Source organism: Thiobacillus sp., from assembly GCF_030696885.1.
In the GTDB taxonomy this organism is placed as follows: Bacteria; Pseudomonadota; Gammaproteobacteria; order Burkholderiales; family Thiobacillaceae; genus Thiobacillus.
On sequence record NZ_JAUYRI010000017.1, the window covers coordinates 128,125 to 143,127 of the forward strand.

At 65.8% G+C, this 15,003-nt stretch carries 14 protein-coding genes and 1 tRNA gene; 9 read left to right on the top strand and 6 right to left on the bottom strand.

From position 1 onward, the window contains the following. The first annotated feature begins 32 nt into the window (after positions 1–32). The 6 genes from Q8R61_RS08460 (at position 33) to Q8R61_RS08485 (ending at position 4,677) form a co-directional block, all read left to right on the top strand. Positions 33–109, top strand: a tRNA-Arg gene (locus Q8R61_RS08460). A 104-nt stretch (positions 110–213) separates the two neighbouring features. Continuing rightward, positions 214–612, top strand: coding sequence for a DUF971 domain-containing protein (locus Q8R61_RS08465; RefSeq protein WP_305536174.1), 399 nt, complete (start codon positions 214–216; stop codon positions 610–612). Positions 613–622: 10 nt separating this feature from the next. Beyond that, complete coding sequence (locus Q8R61_RS08470) at positions 623–2,035, top strand: CUAEP/CCAEP-tail radical SAM (seleno)protein (RefSeq protein ID WP_371133578.1); 1,413 nt, start codon at positions 623–625, stop codon at positions 2,033–2,035. Positions 2,036–2,040: 5 nt separating this feature from the next. Beyond that, positions 2,041–3,261, top strand: coding sequence for an ATP-grasp domain-containing protein (locus Q8R61_RS08475; protein WP_305536178.1), 1,221 nt, complete (start codon positions 2,041–2,043; stop codon positions 3,259–3,261). Next, positions 3,258–4,193 carry a fructosamine kinase family protein gene (locus Q8R61_RS08480; RefSeq protein WP_305536179.1) on the top strand — a complete coding sequence of 312 codons (936 nt, stop codon included), beginning with the start codon at positions 3,258–3,260 and terminating at the stop codon, positions 4,191–4,193. The genes Q8R61_RS08475 and Q8R61_RS08480 overlap by 4 nt, the downstream gene beginning before the upstream one ends. A 7-nt stretch (positions 4,194–4,200) precedes the next feature. After that, a complete protein-coding gene (locus Q8R61_RS08485; RefSeq protein ID WP_305536181.1) occupies positions 4,201–4,677 on the top strand; it encodes an LEA type 2 family protein in 477 nt (158 codons plus the stop codon). Here Q8R61_RS08485 and Q8R61_RS08490 read toward each other — a convergent pair. From Q8R61_RS08490 to Q8R61_RS08515, 6 genes are all read right to left on the bottom strand, one after another. Beyond that, positions 4,674–5,429, bottom strand: a complete 756-nt coding sequence (locus Q8R61_RS08490) for a hypothetical protein (RefSeq protein ID WP_305536183.1) — start codon at positions 5,427–5,429, stop codon at positions 4,674–4,676. The genes Q8R61_RS08485 and Q8R61_RS08490 overlap by 4 nt on opposite strands. Before the next feature lie 11 nt (positions 5,430–5,440). After that, the gene (locus Q8R61_RS08495; protein WP_305536185.1) at positions 5,441–7,033 is read right to left on the bottom strand and encodes an ABC-F family ATPase; all 1,593 of its coding nucleotides are present in this window, start codon (positions 7,031–7,033) and stop codon (positions 5,441–5,443) included. 63 nt (positions 7,034–7,096) lie between these two features. After that, complete coding sequence (locus Q8R61_RS08500) at positions 7,097–9,868, bottom strand: EAL domain-containing protein (RefSeq protein WP_305536187.1); 2,772 nt, start codon at positions 9,866–9,868, stop codon at positions 7,097–7,099. Beyond that, positions 9,865–10,659, bottom strand: a complete 795-nt coding sequence (locus tag Q8R61_RS08505; protein ID WP_305536189.1) for a phosphate/phosphite/phosphonate ABC transporter substrate-binding protein — start codon at positions 10,657–10,659, stop codon at positions 9,865–9,867. Before Q8R61_RS08505 ends, Q8R61_RS08500 begins: the two co-directional genes overlap by 4 nt. A gap of 123 nt (positions 10,660–10,782) precedes the next feature. Next, positions 10,783–12,111, bottom strand: coding sequence for an amino-acid N-acetyltransferase (argA, locus tag Q8R61_RS08510; RefSeq protein ID WP_305536191.1), 1,329 nt, complete (start codon positions 12,109–12,111; stop codon positions 10,783–10,785). Between the two features lie 110 nt (positions 12,112–12,221). After that, positions 12,222–12,950: a 16S rRNA (uracil(1498)-N(3))-methyltransferase gene (locus Q8R61_RS08515; RefSeq protein WP_305536719.1), complete on the bottom strand. Its 729-nt coding sequence runs from the start codon at positions 12,948–12,950 to the stop codon at positions 12,222–12,224. A 46-nt stretch (positions 12,951–12,996) separates the two neighbouring features. Between Q8R61_RS08515 and Q8R61_RS08520 the strand changes: the two genes are divergently transcribed. The 3 genes from Q8R61_RS08520 to Q8R61_RS08530 are packed head-to-tail and all read left to right on the top strand — an operon-like array spanning position 12,997 to position 14,955. Then, entirely contained in the window at positions 12,997–13,554 is a 558-nt protein-coding gene (locus Q8R61_RS08520; protein WP_305536193.1) for a thioredoxin family protein, read from the top strand. Position 13,555: 1 nt separating this feature from the next. After that, positions 13,556–14,170 (top strand): class I SAM-dependent methyltransferase, encoded by a 615-nt coding sequence (locus Q8R61_RS08525; protein ID WP_305536195.1) that lies wholly within the window; start codon positions 13,556–13,558, stop codon positions 14,168–14,170. Between the two features lie 2 nt (positions 14,171–14,172). Next, complete coding sequence (locus Q8R61_RS08530) at positions 14,173–14,955, top strand: inositol monophosphatase family protein (protein WP_305536197.1); 783 nt, start codon at positions 14,173–14,175, stop codon at positions 14,953–14,955. Positions 14,956–15,003: the final 48 nt, after the last annotated feature.

Genomic DNA, 15,003 nt, shown 5'->3' on the forward strand with positions numbered 1-15,003 from the left:
TGCTTCGCGGTCCCGGGAGCACCGAGCTCCAGGCGCCCGTAGCTCAGCTGGATAGAGTACTGCCCTCCGAAGGCAGGGGTCGTGCGTTCGAATCGCGCCGGGCGCGCCAAATTTCATCGTTCCTGTCCTGTGCCAGCCCTGGTCCCGCAGGGGTTTAATCCCCGCATCGCGGGTTTAAACTGTGCGCTGGCGTTCAATTCGAGTGTTTCAATCATGGCGATACCCACCCCCACCGACATCAAGCTGCATCAGGCTTCGCATAAGCTGGAAATCGCGTTTTCCGACGGTGCGCGCTTCGAGATGCCGTTCGAGTTCCTGCGCGTTTATTCGCCGTCCGCCGAAGTGCGCGGCCATGGTCCCGGGCAGGAAGTGCTGCAGGTCGGCAAGCGCGATGTGCTGATCAATGCCGCCGAGCCGGTCGGCCTGTATGGCATCAATTTCTTTTTCTCCGACGGCCACGACACCGGCATCTATTCCTGGGAATACCTCTACGACCTCGGCGTCAACCAGACCGCGCTGTGGGACGAATACCTGAAGCGCATGGAAGCGGCCGGCGCCTCGCGCGATCCCGGTATCGCCAAGATGTTCGAGCACCGCCCGAAAGCCAAGTGAGCGCCTTGCCATGACGGCCTGCACGGCACACACATGCGCGCCCTCCGGGGCGCGTATTGTTTTGGTGAGCCCCTACGAGCTCGGCCGCCAACCGTTCAATCTGGCGCAGCCGGCCGCGTGGTTCGGGCGGGCCGATATTAGCGTCGCGTGCGTCGACCTGTCGCAGCAAAAACTCGACCCGGCCACGTTCGTCGACGCCGGCTACGTCGCGATCTACCTGGGCATGCACACCGCCACGCGAATCGCCGCTGCAGCGTTGCCGAAAATCCGTGCGCTGGCACCGCACGCGCGCATCGCCGCGTTCGGCCTGTATGCGCCGGTCAACTCGGACTGGCTGAGAACACTGGGCGTGGAAGCGATCTTCGGCGGCGAATCCGAACCCGACCTGCTGGCCTGGGTGCAGACCGGGGTCGCGCCGGCCGACACTGTGGTGCGCCGTGAAAAAATCGACTTCCTGCTGCCCGACCGCAGCGCCCTGCCCGAACTGACGCGCTATGCCAGGCTGATCCTTGCCGACGGCACGGAGAAAACCACCGGCTTTGCTGAAGCCAGCCGCGGCTGCAAGCACCTGTGCCGCCACTGTCCGGTGGTGCCGGTGTACGAGGGAAAATTCCGCGTCGTCCCGGTTGAGACGGTGATCGCCGACATCGCACAGCAAGTGGCTGTGGGCGCTGCGCACATCAGCTTCGGCGACCCCGATTTTCTCAACGGCCCGACCCACGCGCTGAAAATCGCCGAGGCGCTGCACGCGCGTTTTCCCGAGCTGACCTGGGATGCGACGATCAAGGTCGAACACCTGCTGAATCATGCTGAGCTGTTGCCGCGATTCAAGCAATGCGGCCTGCTGTTCATCGTCACCGCGGTCGAGTCGGTCGACGATGCCATTCTTGGCATCCTCGCCAAGGGCCACACCCACGCCGACTTCGAAGCGGCGCTGGCACAGTGCCGCGCGCTCGGCATTGCGCTAGCGCCCACCTTCGTGCCGTTCACCCCGTGGACCACGCTGACGGGCTATCGGGATTTGCTCGCCACGCTGCTGAAGCTCAGGCTGGTCGAGGCGGTGCCGCCGGTGCAGCTGGCGATCCGCCTGCTGGTGCCGCAGGGTTCGTACCTGATGCGGTTGCCGGAATTTGCTGCACGCGTCGGCGCCTTCGACGAGGCCCTGCTGGGCTATCCGTGGCAGGCCGATGACCCGTGCATCGATGCGCTGCAATGCGAGATCATGGCCTGGGTGATGGATGGGGAAAAAGCTGCATTGCCGCGCGCCGACGTGTTCGCCGGGATCTGGGCGCGCACCCATGCCGCGCTGGGTGAGACGGCGCCGCCGCTCGATCCGGCACAGTTTGGCGCCGCCATCCCGCATCACTCGGAGCCGTGGTACTGCTGCGCCGAGCCCACCGAAACCCAGCTCGCCAGTTTTTAAACGCCATGCCACGCCTGCTATTGCTGCTTCCTGCCGCGGGCTACGCCAACCCGGATTTCATTGCCGCCGCTGCGCGGCTCGGCATTGAACTCGTCGCCTGCGCCGACTACTGTCACCGGCTGGCACCCGGCTGGGGCCTGCCGCCCTTGATGAGCGTGCCGTTCGACCAGCCTGCGGCCGCCTTGCCCCAGGTGCTGGCCGCGCTCACGCAGCCGGTCGATGCGGTGCTGGCGGTGGATGACCACGGGCAGGCGCTGGCGGCACAGCTGCGCGTGGCACTCAACTTGCCGGGCAATCCTCCCGAGGCGGTGGCGACGCTGACCGACAAGCTGCGCTTCCGCCAGTTGCAGCAGGCGATCGGCTTGCCGCACCCGGCCTTTGCCGAAATCCGCGACGCCGGGGTGAACACGGCTGCGGTGCCGGATTTTCCGTTGGTGGTGAAAGCCCGCCGCCTGAATGCCAGCCGCGGCGTGGTCCGCGCCGACGATGCCGACCAGCTCGCGCGTGCGCTGAAGCAGGTGCAGCGCATCCGGGACCGCGCCCAGCGCGAGCGGGAGGGGCTGTTGGTCGAGGCCTTCATCCCCGGCGTCGAGATCGCGCTCGACGGCGTGCTGTACGGCGGTGCTTTGCAGGTGCTCGCCGTATTCGACAAGCCCGACCCGCTCGACGGACCCTATTTCGAGGAAACGCTGTTCATCACGCCTTCCCGCCTGCCGCAGGCGACGCAGCGCGAATTCGCCGACGCGGTCGCGCGTGCCTGCGTGGCGGCGGGGGTGACGGAAGGCGCGGTGCATGCCGAAGCACGCATCAATGACGCCGGCGTCTGGCTGCTCGAAATCGCGCCGCGCGGCATCGGCGGCCTGTGCGGCCGGGTGCTGGATGCCACGCTTGGCATGGACTCCGCGGAGATCGTGCTGCGTCACGCCATTGGTCTGCCGCTGCCGATGCAGGCGAACGGCATTGCTGCCGGCGTGATGATGATTCCGATTCCGGCCAGCGGAATCCTGCGCGGTGTCGACGGCCTCGCTGCCGCGCGTGCGGTGCCGCATATCAGCGGCATCGAGATCACGGCGCCGACGGGCCAGCTGGTTGCGCCGCCGCCGGAAGGCGCGGGTTACCTCGGCTTCCTCTTCAGCCGCGCCGCAACCCCCGCGCAAGCCGAGGCTGCGCTGCGCAGTGCCCACGCCGCGCTCGCCGTGCACATCCAGCCTCTGGTCGACGCATGAATATGCTTGAACAGAAACTCGCTGCTGCCATCGGCCGCGCCACCGGCGAGGCGTTTGTGCCTCAGACCACGCGCGCGATGCACGGCGGCGACATCAGCGAAGCGTTCACCCTCAACGATGGCACGCGCACGTTTTTCGTCAAAACCCAACCTGCGCCAAGACCGCCCGCAGGGCGAGTGTCTGGCGGCGTACCCCTTGCGGGTGCTGCTGCACCGCTCGCCATGTTCGAGGCGGAAGCCGCCGGGCTTGCCGAGCTAGCGGCGGCCCACGCGGTGCGGGTCCCGCAGGTGATCTGTCAGGGCATCGCGGAGGGCAGCGCCTACCTTGTGCTCGAATACCTGCCGCTCGACGGACGCGGCGATGCGGCGCTGCTCGGCCGGCAGTTGGCGCAGCAGCACCGTGTCAGTGCCACGCAATTCGGCGGGCCGCACGACAACTGGATCGGCACCACGCCGCAGCCGAATGCCTGGATGGACGACTGGGTCGAATTCTGGCGCGCGCGCCGGCTGGGCTTTCAGCTGGAACGGGCCGCGCGGAACGGGTACGGCGGCGCCCTGCAGCGCGATGGTGAAACGCTGATGGCGCGGCTGGGCGATTTTTTCATGGGCTACCGGCCGCAGCCCGCGCTGTTGCACGGCGATCTGTGGGGCGGCAACCACGGCTTTCTGGCGGATGGAACGCCGGTGATCTTCGATCCCGCGACGTATTACGGTGACCGCGAATGCGACCTCGCGATGAGCGAGCTGTTCGGCGGTTTTGCGCCCGCTTTCTACGCCGCCTACCGTGAGGCCTGGCCGCTCGACGCGGGCTATGCCACGCGCCGGACGCTCTACAATCTGTATCACATTCTCAACCACGCCAATTTGTTTGGCGGCAGCTACGCAGCGCAGGCGCATCGCATGATCCTGCAGCTGCTGGCCGAATTTCGATAGGGCCGTCATGCGTCGTTTGTGGGTACTGCTGGTGATGTTCAGCCTTGCCGCCTGTTCCGGCCTGCCGCTGAATATGCTGGCGCCGCGGGTCAGCGTCGCCACGGTCGACCTCCGGCAATTCGGCGTGCTCGAGCAGCACTTCGACGTGGGCTTGCGGGTGGCCAACCCGAACGATTTCGATCTGACCATCGAAGCGCTGGAGTTCGACCTGGAAGTGAACGGACGCGCGTTTGCCAAAAGCCTGTCACGCGCCGCCACAAAAATCCCGGCGGCATCCAGCGCAGTGCTGCAGATCGACGCGATCATGCAATCGAAAAACCTGATCGAGCAGCTCCGCACGCTGACCCCCGACACGCTGAAGCAGGGTGTGGCCTACCGGATTCGGGGCCGCATCAAGACCGACCAGTTCTCACGCTGGCTGCCGTTCGATCACTCGGGGGTATATGGCGGCGACACGAAGCCGCCCACGGGGCAAACGGTTTAGCCGGCCAGCGCGCGCAGCGTCGGCACCGCAAGACCGAAGGCGTCGGCATGCGTGAGCGCGCGCGCCAGCCGTGCCGGTGCCGAACGGCCGGTGCAGCCGTGGTCGGGATCACCGTCAAAGGCTTCGAGCATGCCGGCGATGAGTTTGTCTCGATCGTGCGCAACGCCGGTCAATGCATCCTGGATGTCCATCACCTCGTATGCCACCTGGCGCGCGAACGCTTCGTGCTGCGCCCACAGCTGCGACACCGTGCCGCCGGTTTTCAGGCCGGCGATGTTGGTGGTGAGGATGTAGACGTTCTTCCGCACCAGTTCGAACAGCAGTTCGTCTCCCGGCGCCACTTCGCGGCACGGCAGGTCGATCGCGGTGAGCGCGCGACACAGCAGCCCGGCACCGGGGCCGGCCACGGGGGAGGCGATCAGGGGCTTGGCGTCGGTGCCCTTTTTCTTTTCAAACCAGACGGAAATGACCGTGGGGTCGGCGTAGCGGTACTGCGCCCAGTCGCGCGGTAGCAATTCGTTCTGGATCAGCGCGACATGCGGCCGCCAGGCGCCGGGCATGGCCGCCAGCACCACGTGCAAATCGTTCTCGGCGACCGCCACCAGCACCAGCGCGGGATCGGGATGCGCGTGCGCGACGGTGAACAGGTCGTCGCCGCGGTTGACCGGCACCACCGTGTGGCCGCTGCGCAGCAGGCCGCCGGCGAATACGCGACCCAATTGCCCCAAGCCGATGACGACGACTTCGCTCATGCCGTGTCTCCTTACTCAAGACCCTTCGAATGCAGGTACTCGTCGTAGCCGCCCATGTAGAACTCGACGCCTTCGGGCGTGATTTCGAGGATGCGGGTGGCGAGGCTGGAGACGAACTGGCGGTCGTGCGAGACGAAAATCAGCGTGCCCTTGAACAGGTCGAGCGCGAGGTTGAGCGACTCGATCGATTCCATGTCCATGTGGTTGGTCGGCTCGTCCATCACCAGCACATTATGCCGGCCGAGCATCAGCTTGCCGTAGAGCATGCGGCCCTTTTCGCCGCCGGACAGCACGCGCACCGATTTCTTGACGTCGTCGCCGGAGAACAGGAGCCGCCCGAGGATGCCGCGCAGCACCTGCTCGTCATCGCCCGGTTGCGTCCACTGGTGCATCCAGTCGGTGAGGTTGAGGTCGCTGTCGAAGTCGCTGACGTGGTCCTGCGAGAAGTAGCCGGCGTTGGCGTTCTCGCTCCAGCGCACTTCGCCGAATTGTGGCGTCAGTTCGCCCATCAAGAGTTTCATCAGCGTCGATTTGCCGACGCCATTGCCGCCAATGACGGCCATTTTCTCGCCGGCTTCGAGTGAAAAACCGAGGTTGGAAAACAGCGGTGCGCCGTCGTAACCGAACTTGAGCGCCTCGACCTCGAGCGCGCGGCGGTGCAGCGCCTTCTCGGGCTCGAAGCGGATGTAGGGGTTCTGCCGCGAACTCGGCTTGAAGTCCTCGATCTTGATCTTGTCGATCATCTTCATGCGGCTGGTGGCCTGGCGCGCCTTCGACTTGTTGGCCGAGAAGCGGCGCACGAATTCCTGCAGTTCGGCGACCTTGTCCTTGGCCTTGGCATTCGCCGATGCCTGGCGTTCCTTGGCCTGGGTCGAGGCCAGCATGTAGTCGTCGTAGTTGCCCGGGTAGACCTTGATGGTGCCGAAGTCGAGGTCGGCCATGTGGGTACAGACCTGGTTCAGAAAGTGGCGGTCGTGCGAGATGACGATGATGGTGGCATTGCTCTCGTTCAACACGTTCTCCAGCCAGCGGATGGTGTTGATGTCGAGGTTGTTGGTCGGCTCGTCGAGCAGCAGGATGTCGGGGTTGGAGAACAGCGCCTGCGTCAACAGCACGCGCAGCTTGAAGCCGGGTGCGATCTGACTCATCGGGCCGTTGTGCTGCTCGGTCGGGATGCCGACGCCCAGCAACAATTGACCGGCGCGCGCCTCGGCGTCGTAGCCGCCCATCTCGCCGAACTTGGCTTCCAGCTCGGCGGCGTGCAGGTAGTCTTCCTCGCTCGCCTCCGGGTTCATGTAGATGGCGTCCTTTTCCTGCATCACGCGCCACATTTCGGCATGGCCCTGCAGCACCACGTCGAGTACGCGCTGGTCCTCGTAGCCGAACTGGTCCTGGCGCAGCCAGGCCATGCGCTCGCCGGGATCGAGCGAGACGTTGCCGGCGGAGGGTTCCAGCTCGCCGGCGAGGATTTTCATGAACGTCGACTTGCCGCAGCCGTTAGCCCCGATCAGGCCATAGCGGTTGCCGTCGCCGAACTTGACGTTGACGTTCTCGAACAGCGGCTTGGCGGCGAATTGCAGGGTGATGCTGGAAGCGGTAAGCACGGGAAATCCTGGGATGCGTCAAAAGCGGCGCATTTTACCACTGCCCGGCAGGCCTGCCCCGGCCTACGGGCGCAGTGCGGGGTGGTCGGCGACCGGATGATCGAGGTGGTAGCCCTGCACCAGATCGACGCCGATCCGGCGCAGCAGGGCGAGCGTCGGGCCGTCCTCGACGTATTCCGCGACCACCGATTTGCCGAGGCCGAGCGCGACGCTGACCATGGCCTGCACGAACACCTGGTTGTCGGGGTCGTTGGGCAGATCGCGGATGAAAATGCCGTCGATCTTGATGGTGTCGACGGCCAGATGCTTGAGGTAGGCGAACGAGGCGAAGCCGACGCCGAAATCGTCGAGACAGACGCCGCAGCCAAGCTGGCGCAGGGCATCGATCATTCGCTGGGCGTCGTGCAGGTCCGACACCGCGGCGGTTTCGGTGATTTCGATGATCAGGCGATCGGGCGCAACCCCGGATTCGCGCAGGGCCTCGCCGATGAACTGCGGCAGGCTGGGTTCGGACAGCGAGCGCCCCGACAGGTTGACCGCCACCGGCGGGATCGCCGGGTTGTCCGCCAGCCTGCGCAAGGCCTCACGCAGGACCCAGTGGTCGATGTCGAGAATGCGGCCGTTTTTTTCCGCCAGCTGGATGAAGTGGGCGGGCATGATGAGCTGCTCGGGGTCGTGCTCGTCACGCATCCGCACCAGCGCTTCCAGATGCGAGAGCGCGCCGTCGTCGGCGCGGTAGATGCCCTGGAAGTGCAGCAGCAGCAGGTCGTTGTCGAGCGCGTTGCTGATGCGCTCGCTCCAGGACAGGCGGTGGCGCATTTCGCTGTCGGCCGCGCTGTCGGCGCGGAACACGCGCCAGGTGTTCTTGCCAGCATCCTTGGCCTGGTACATGGCGATGTCGGCGCGTGCCACCAGGTCGTCGGCGTCGGTGGCGTGGGCCGGAAAGTAGGCAATGCCGAGGCTGGTGGTGACGCGCAGGTTCTGCCCCTCGAAGCGGAACGGAATCTGCGCGATTGCACGCACCACCCGTTCGGCCAGCACTTCGGCCTCGTTGCCGGTCAGGTTCGGGACCAGGATGGCGAATTCATCGCCGCCCAGGCGGGCGAACACTTCGTTGCGCCGCACCAGCGCACTGATTTCGCCGGCCACCCGGATCAGCAGCGCATCGCCGGCGCGGTGGCCGTAGGTGTCGTTGATGCCCTTGAATTCGTCGAGGTCGAAGAACATCACCGCGCACGGTGTCTGGTGACGGTCGCTTTCCAGCATCGCGCGCCCCAGTTCCTGCTGGAAACGGTGGCGGTTGTAGAGCCCGGTGAGCGCGTCGCGCTCGGCCAGGTACACCAGCTGTTCGGCGGTCTGGCGCTCGCGGGTGACGTCCTCGTAAATCCACAGGTGGCCGATAAAACGGCCTTCGCGATCGCGTACCGGATAATCAAGTTCGGTGATGATGCGGCCGTCGGTCATCTGGATTTCAAAGCTGTCCGACAGCTCGTGCGTTTCCAGAACCGACAGCATGTGCCGTGAGAAATGGTCGGGGTGCGACAGCTTGGAGGCAGACTGGGCCAGCACTTCGTTGACCGGCAGGCCGATCAGCGTAGCCTCCGCGTCGATCATCCACATGCGGCTGAAGGCCGGGTTGTGATAGACCACGCGGTTGTCGGCGGCGACGAACAGGATGCCGAGGTTCATCGCCGACAGCAGCGAGACCAGGCGGGCGCGTTCCTGCTCGGTTTCCTCCAGATATTTGCCCTGCAGGCCTTCGGCCGTGCGCAGCTCGGCGATGGCCTGGCGCAGGTTGGCCTCAGTCGCCTTGAGATCGTCGATGCTGTGGATGCTGGCGCGGATGCCCTGGTAGACCCCGCTGTAGTCATGAATCGGCTGCCAGTTCACGGCCGCCCAGAAGTGTCCGCCATCCTTGCGGCACACCCGCAGCGCATAGCCCTGGCCGGAGGTGCCGCGCAGGGCCTGGCGCAACTGGAATTCGGCCGCGGTGCGGTCGTCCGGATGGATGATGTCGGCGGGGAAGTTCATTTTTCCCATGCACTCGCCGACGGTGTGGCCGATCATGCGCTCGACCGACGGGTTCACCCACAGCAGCCGGCCCTCGGGCGACATCCAGAATTCGAGGTCATGGGTGTAGTCGGCTATGGCGTGAAAGCGCGCCTCGTTCTCGCGCGCGCGTTCGACGTTGAAGCGGACCGACTCGGCCATCCGGTTGAAGGTGCCGATCAGCTGGCCGATCTCGTCCTCGCCCTCGCCCGCCAGTTTGACGTCGAGGTCGCCCTGTTCCATCCGCTTGCTGGCGCGTGTCAGTGCGACGAAGCGGCGCACCACGCCGCCGGTCGACAGCGCCAACAGGACGCCGGTCAGCAACAGCGCGGCGGCGGCGACGATGAAACTGTTGCGCAGATAGTGGGCGCGCGCTTCCTGGATGAAACTGCCCGACAGCACCAGGGCCACTTCGCCGTAGCGCTGGCCGCCCGCCTCGACGGGGTGCAGCCGATGAAAATCGTGTGCGTCGCCGCTGACGCCGGTCTGGTGAACGATCTGGTTGTTGCTGTCGCGTACCGCGATCATTTTCAGGCCGTCAGCCTGCAGCAGGGTCTCGATGAGGTCGCGCACGCTGGCGTCGTCCTGCTGCGCCAGCGGCGCCAGCAGGGCCGCCTCGAGGGTGCGCGCAATTTCCTGCATGCGTCGCTCGGCCTGGCTCTGCAAGGTCTGCGTGGTGAGCTGTACGCCATGCACGATCAGCAGGCTGAGCATCACCGCTTCCACGCCGAGCGCGCTAAGGGTGAGCTTGTAGCGCAGCGACAGGCGGCCCAGCCACGCCTTCATTGGTCGGCTGCGCGCAACAGCGTTTGCGCCTCCAATGCATAGGGGCGGAAGGATTCCAGTTCGCGCCCGGTTGCCTCGGCGAAACCGCCGTAGCCGCCGCGCTGCATGAAGGCCTGCCCCTTGGGCGTGGCGGCAAAGCGCAGCAAGCCCTTATGGATGGCCTGCGCCTCGGCGTCGCGCAGGCGCGGGTGGGTGAGGAACATCAGGCTCGACAGCGGCGGCGTCTCGGCGAGCACGCGCAGCTGCCGGCGCAGTTCGGGCTGCATCAGGTTGTAGGGGTGCAGCCCCAGCACCGCGGCATCGGCGCGCCCGTTGATGACCTGCATCGCGGCGTTGAGGTGGGTGCTGAAATCCAGCGTCCGATAATCGTGATCGCGCCGCAGTCCGTGCTCGCCCAGTTGGGCGTGGATGGCCAGCCCCACCAGGGCGAGTGGGTCGGCCGTGGCAAGGGTGCGGCCGCGCAGATCGCCCAGGTCGCGTATCGACGCGTCGTGCCGCACCACCAGCAGGCCGCGCACCGGCTGGGCATATTTGAGCAGCGGTCGGTAGCCGGCTTCCTGGCGCGCCAGGAAGGCCAGATGCGGCGCGGTCAGCACAATGTCGTATTCGCCGCGGTAGGTGCGGTCGGCGAAAGTCTTGAAATCGCGCGCGCTGTAGATGACGACGCGACGCTGCAGGTGTTTTTCCAGACTGTCGGCGAGGGGGCGGTAGGCCTCGACGATCTGCTTGGCCGTCATGTTGGGAAACACCCCCAGCACCAGCGGCTTGTCAGCCGCATGTGCGGATTGCAATGCGCACAGTCCGCACAGTGCGAGCAGCAGCACGCCGGCGGACGGCGTGAGCCAACGTGCAAGGGAGCCGGGAAGGCCTGGCCAGAAAAGAGAAGGGCGCACTGGGTGTCCTTGTCTACAGCATTACAGCGACTTCTGCAGCACTTTGGATTTCCGCTTGTAGTTGTAGAGCGCCTGCTTGCTCTTCGGCAGGTGGTCGGGGCTGCTGTCGACGAAGCCGCGCTCCTCGAACCACTGCTCGGTGCGGGTGGTCAGCACGAACAGCTGTTTGAAGCCGGCCTTCCGGCCCCGTTTCTCGGCCTCGGTCAGCAGCATGTCGCCAAAGCCGCGGCCGCGGAATTCCTTCGAGACGGCGAGGCAGGCGAGTTCGGCGGCCTTTTCCTCGGGAAACGGATACAGCGCGACGCAGCCGGCGATGATGCCGTCGGATTCGAGCACCAGAAAACGTTCGACTTCCATTTCCAGCAGCTCCCGCGAGCGCCGCACCAGGATGCCTTCGCGCTCCAGTGGCTCGATCAGGCCGAGAATGCCGCCGACGTCGTCGATGGTGGCGGTGCGCAGGGTCTCCAGCGGCGCCGGCGTGATCAGCGTGCCGACGCCGTCGCGGGTGAACAGCTCGGACAGCAGCGCGCCGTCCCGGTGGCGGCTGATGAGGTGCGCGCGCTTGACGCCGCCGGTGCAGGCGGTGATCGCGCACGGCAGGTAGTAGGCGACGTCCTCGGGCAGCTTTTTTGCCTTGCTGCGCGTCGACTTTTCCAGCACCTGGCGCGCCTCGTTGACAGTGAGCGTGTTATGGATCGCGCGGCCTGTGTCGGGTACACCTTCGGTGTCCATCAGGAAAATCAGCTTGTCGGCCGCGAGCTCGACCGCCGCCTGCGTGGCGACATCCTCCAGGCTGAGATTGAAGATCTCGCCGGTCGGCGAATAGCCGATCGGCGACAGCAGCACGATGTCGTGCTGGTCGAGCCTTCTCCTGATCGCCGCGGCGTCGATCTTGCGCACTTCACCGGTATGCAACAGGTCGGTGCCGTCGCGCACGCCCAGTGGCATCGCGGTGACGAAGTTGCCCGAAGCGACCCGGATGTCGGCGCCGGCCATCGGCGTGTTGGCCAGCCCCAGCGACAGCAGCGCCTCGATTTCCACCCGCACCGTGCCGGCCGCTTCCTTGACGCAGGCGAGCGCCGTGTCGTCGGTGACGCGCAGGCCGCCCACATAGCGGATCGCGGTGCCGCTTTCATTCAGTCGCGCCTCCACCTGCGGCCGTACGCCGTGGATCAGCACCAGGCGCACGCCCAGGCTGTTCAGCAGGTTGACGTCGTGCGCCAACTGCACGAAGCCACCGTCCGCCACCAGTTCGCCGCCAAAGGCGATGACGAAGGTCTTGCCGCGAAAGCCGTGGATATACGGCGCAGCAGAGCGGAACCAGTGGACGAAATCGGCAGTGTCTTTCAACGGGATGGCCTGATCGGGATTGAACTACGCGAAGGATACAGAAAAATGCCCCGCTTCATGCAGGGCACTGTCAATAGTCAATAGGATTCAAACGGATACGTGGCACATGTCTAGAAATCGCCCCACAGCGTCTGCATCGCGGCCAGCGCGGCCAGCGCCGCGGTCTCGGTGCGCAGCACGCGCGGCCCCAGCCGGACGGGGATGGCGCGTGCGGCATGCAGCGCAGCCATTTCGTCGTCCTCGAATCCGCCTTCGGGACCGGCCACCAGCCAGTCCGGTCCTTCCGGCGGCGGCAGGTCGGCCAGCCGGGCCTCGGCCAGCGGCGACAGGAACAGCAAGCGTCCGCCCGTGTGCTGGCCCAGCCAGTTCGCCAGCGCCAGCGGCGGCGCCACCACCGGCACCTGGTTGCGTCCGCATTGCTCGCAGGCGCTGGCCACCACGCCCTGCCAATGCGCGGTGCGGCGGTCGGCGCGTTCGCCGGTCAGCTTGACCACACTGCGCCGGGCGGAAATCGGCTGGATGGCGATCACTCCCAGCTCCACTGCCTTCTGCAGCGTGTAGTCCATGCGCTCGCCGCTGGAGATGCCCTGCGCCAGCATCACGCGCAAAGTCGATTCGCGCTCGACGTCGGCAAAGCCGGTGATGGCGACCGCCACCTCGTCCTTGTGGATGCGCTCGATGCGCGCCGCGTATTCGCCGCCGCGGCCATTGAACAGCGTGATCGCATCGTCCACCCCCAGTCGCAGCGCGCGCGCGGCGTGACGGGCGGGACCGGGCGGCAGACTGAAGCGGGCGCCCGGCGCGAGCGGCTCATTGAGATAAAAACGTGGCGAAGGCATCGTTGCTATTATGCAGGTGTTGAACAGAAATTCTGCGGAGTGCGTCATGGTGTCCCTTACTACCCCGGTGTGCGATTTTGGCTGGAAAGCCCCCGACTTCAGCCTGCCCGGCGTCGACGGCAAGGTCTGGACGCTCAAGGATCCAATGGGCCCGAACGGCCTGCTGGTGATGTTCATCTGCAACCACTGCCCCTATGTGAAGGCGATCCGCCCTCGGCTGGTGCGCGATCTGGCCGAACTCAAACAGCACGGCATCCACGCCATCGCAATCATGTCGAACGACCCGACCGACTACACGGAGGATTCATTCGACAACATGAAAAAGGTGGCGGCGGAATTCGGCTTTCCCTTCCCCTACGTGATCGACGAAACGCAGGCCGTGGCGAAAGCCTATGGCGCGGTGTGCACGCCGGACTTCTTCGGCTTCAACCGAAAGTTCGAACTGCAGTACCGTGGTCGCTTCGACGAATCGCGCAAGGAAACCGCACCGGAGGGCGTGCGCCGCGATCTCTACGTGGCGATGAAGCACATCGCCCAGACCCAGCGCGGCCCGGCCGAACAGATTCCCAGCATGGGCTGCTCGATCAAATGGAAGGATGCCTGATATGGTCGACCGCCAGCAGCACTGGGAACGCGTCTACCGCAGCCGGACGGCCGACCAGGTCGGCTGGTTCCAGCCGCATGCGGTGTCGTCGCTGCGCCTGATCGAGGACAGCGCGGGCACAGAGGCGTCGATCATCGATGTCGGCGGCGGCGCCTCGGTGCTGGTGGACGATCTGCTCGATGCCGGCTACCGCAATCTGACCGTGCTCGACCTCGCCGAACCGGCGCTGGCCGCCAGCCGCGCGCGGCTGGGCGCGCGCGCCGCGTCGGTGCAGTGGATCGCCGCCGACATCACCCGGGCCGAACTGCCGGCCGCGCAGTACGACGTCTGGCACGACCGCGCGGTGTTCCATTTCCTGACCGACCCGGCCGACCGCGCGCGCTATGTCGCGCAGGTGCTGAAAAGCGTCAAACCCGGCGGCCACGTCATCGTCGCCACCTTCGGTCCCGGCGGACCGCTCCAGTGCTCCGGCCTCGATGTCGTGCGCTACGCGCCCGATGCGCTGCATGCCGAATTCGGCACGCCTTTCCGTCTGCTGCGGCATGAAACCGAAATCCACCTGACGCCGGCCGGGCATCGGCAGGAATTTGTCTACTGTGCTTGCGTGCGAACCTGATCATGCTTGAGGACGTCAAGGCACTGGTTCGCGAAGTTGCCCAGCGCGAGGTCACGCCGCGCTTTCTGAAGGTGGCACACAGCCACAAGGTGGACGGCAGCCTATTCACCGAGGCGGATTCCGAAACCCAGGCGGCGCTGGAGGCCGCGCTGCCGCGGATCGCCGACGTGCCGGTGCTGGGCGAGGAAATGACCGAACAACAGCAGCACGACGCCTGGGCCGCCGGTCGCGACGGACTGTGGTGCGTCGACCCGATCGACGGCACCTCCAATTTCGTCGCCGGCGTGCCGTACTTCGCGGTGTCGGTGGCCTATCTGTACAAGGGCGAACGCCAGCTCGGCGTGGTCTACGATCCGATCGCCGACGAGATGTTTAGCGCCGTGCGCGGCGGCGGCGCGCATCTGAACGGCACGCCGCTGCCCTTGCGCGCGCCGGCCACCGAGCTGCGGCGTGCGCTGGCCGGGGTGGAAATGAAGCGCATCGACCGCGAACTGGCCGGCCGCCTGGCGTCGTGGCCGCCGTACGCCTCGCAGCGCAACTTCGGGGCTTCCACGCTCGACTGGTGCTACACCGCGGCCGGGCGCTTCGATATTTATGTCCACGGCGGGCAAAAACTTTGGGATTACGCCGCCGGTGCACTGATTCTGGAAGAAGCGGGCGGGCAATTGTCCAGCCTGTCGGGCAACTTCGACATCGCCAACATCTGGGAACGCTCGGTGGTGGCCTCGGCCAGCCCTGAACTGTTCAAGTTGTGGCGCGACTGGCTGAAAGCGGCAGGCGCATAAGCTGTCGCAACAGGCAAATAAAAAGAATTTAGCGCATCTATCGTGAGC

What these genes read in the sequence shown, in the direction of transcription:
- Q8R61_RS08515 (WP_305536719.1), bottom strand. Translation starts at nt 12,950, where the DNA reads ATGCCTTCGCCACGTTTTTATCTCAATGAGCCGCTCGCGCCGGGCGCC.
- Q8R61_RS08490 (WP_305536183.1), bottom strand. Translation starts at nt 5,429, where the DNA reads ATGAGCGAAGTCGTCGTCATCGGCTTGGGGCAATTGGGTCGCGTATTC.
- Q8R61_RS08475 (WP_305536178.1), top strand. Translation starts at nt 2,041, where the DNA reads ATGCCACGCCTGCTATTGCTGCTTCCTGCCGCGGGCTACGCCAACCCG.
- Q8R61_RS08530 (WP_305536197.1), top strand. Translation starts at nt 14,173, where the DNA reads ATGCTTGAGGACGTCAAGGCACTGGTTCGCGAAGTTGCCCAGCGCGAG.
- Q8R61_RS08500 (WP_305536187.1), bottom strand. Translation starts at nt 9,868, where the DNA reads ATGAAGGCGTGGCTGGGCCGCCTGTCGCTGCGCTACAAGCTCACCCTT.
- Q8R61_RS08485 (WP_305536181.1), top strand. Translation starts at nt 4,201, where the DNA reads ATGCGTCGTTTGTGGGTACTGCTGGTGATGTTCAGCCTTGCCGCCTGT.
- Q8R61_RS08525 (WP_305536195.1), top strand. Translation starts at nt 13,556, where the DNA reads ATGGTCGACCGCCAGCAGCACTGGGAACGCGTCTACCGCAGCCGGACG.
- Q8R61_RS08465 (WP_305536174.1), top strand. Translation starts at nt 214, where the DNA reads ATGGCGATACCCACCCCCACCGACATCAAGCTGCATCAGGCTTCGCAT.
- Q8R61_RS08470 (WP_371133578.1), top strand. Translation starts at nt 623, where the DNA reads ATGACGGCCTGCACGGCACACACATGCGCGCCCTCCGGGGCGCGTATT.
- Q8R61_RS08520 (WP_305536193.1), top strand. Translation starts at nt 12,997, where the DNA reads ATGGTGTCCCTTACTACCCCGGTGTGCGATTTTGGCTGGAAAGCCCCC.
- Q8R61_RS08480 (WP_305536179.1), top strand. Translation starts at nt 3,258, where the DNA reads ATGAATATGCTTGAACAGAAACTCGCTGCTGCCATCGGCCGCGCCACC.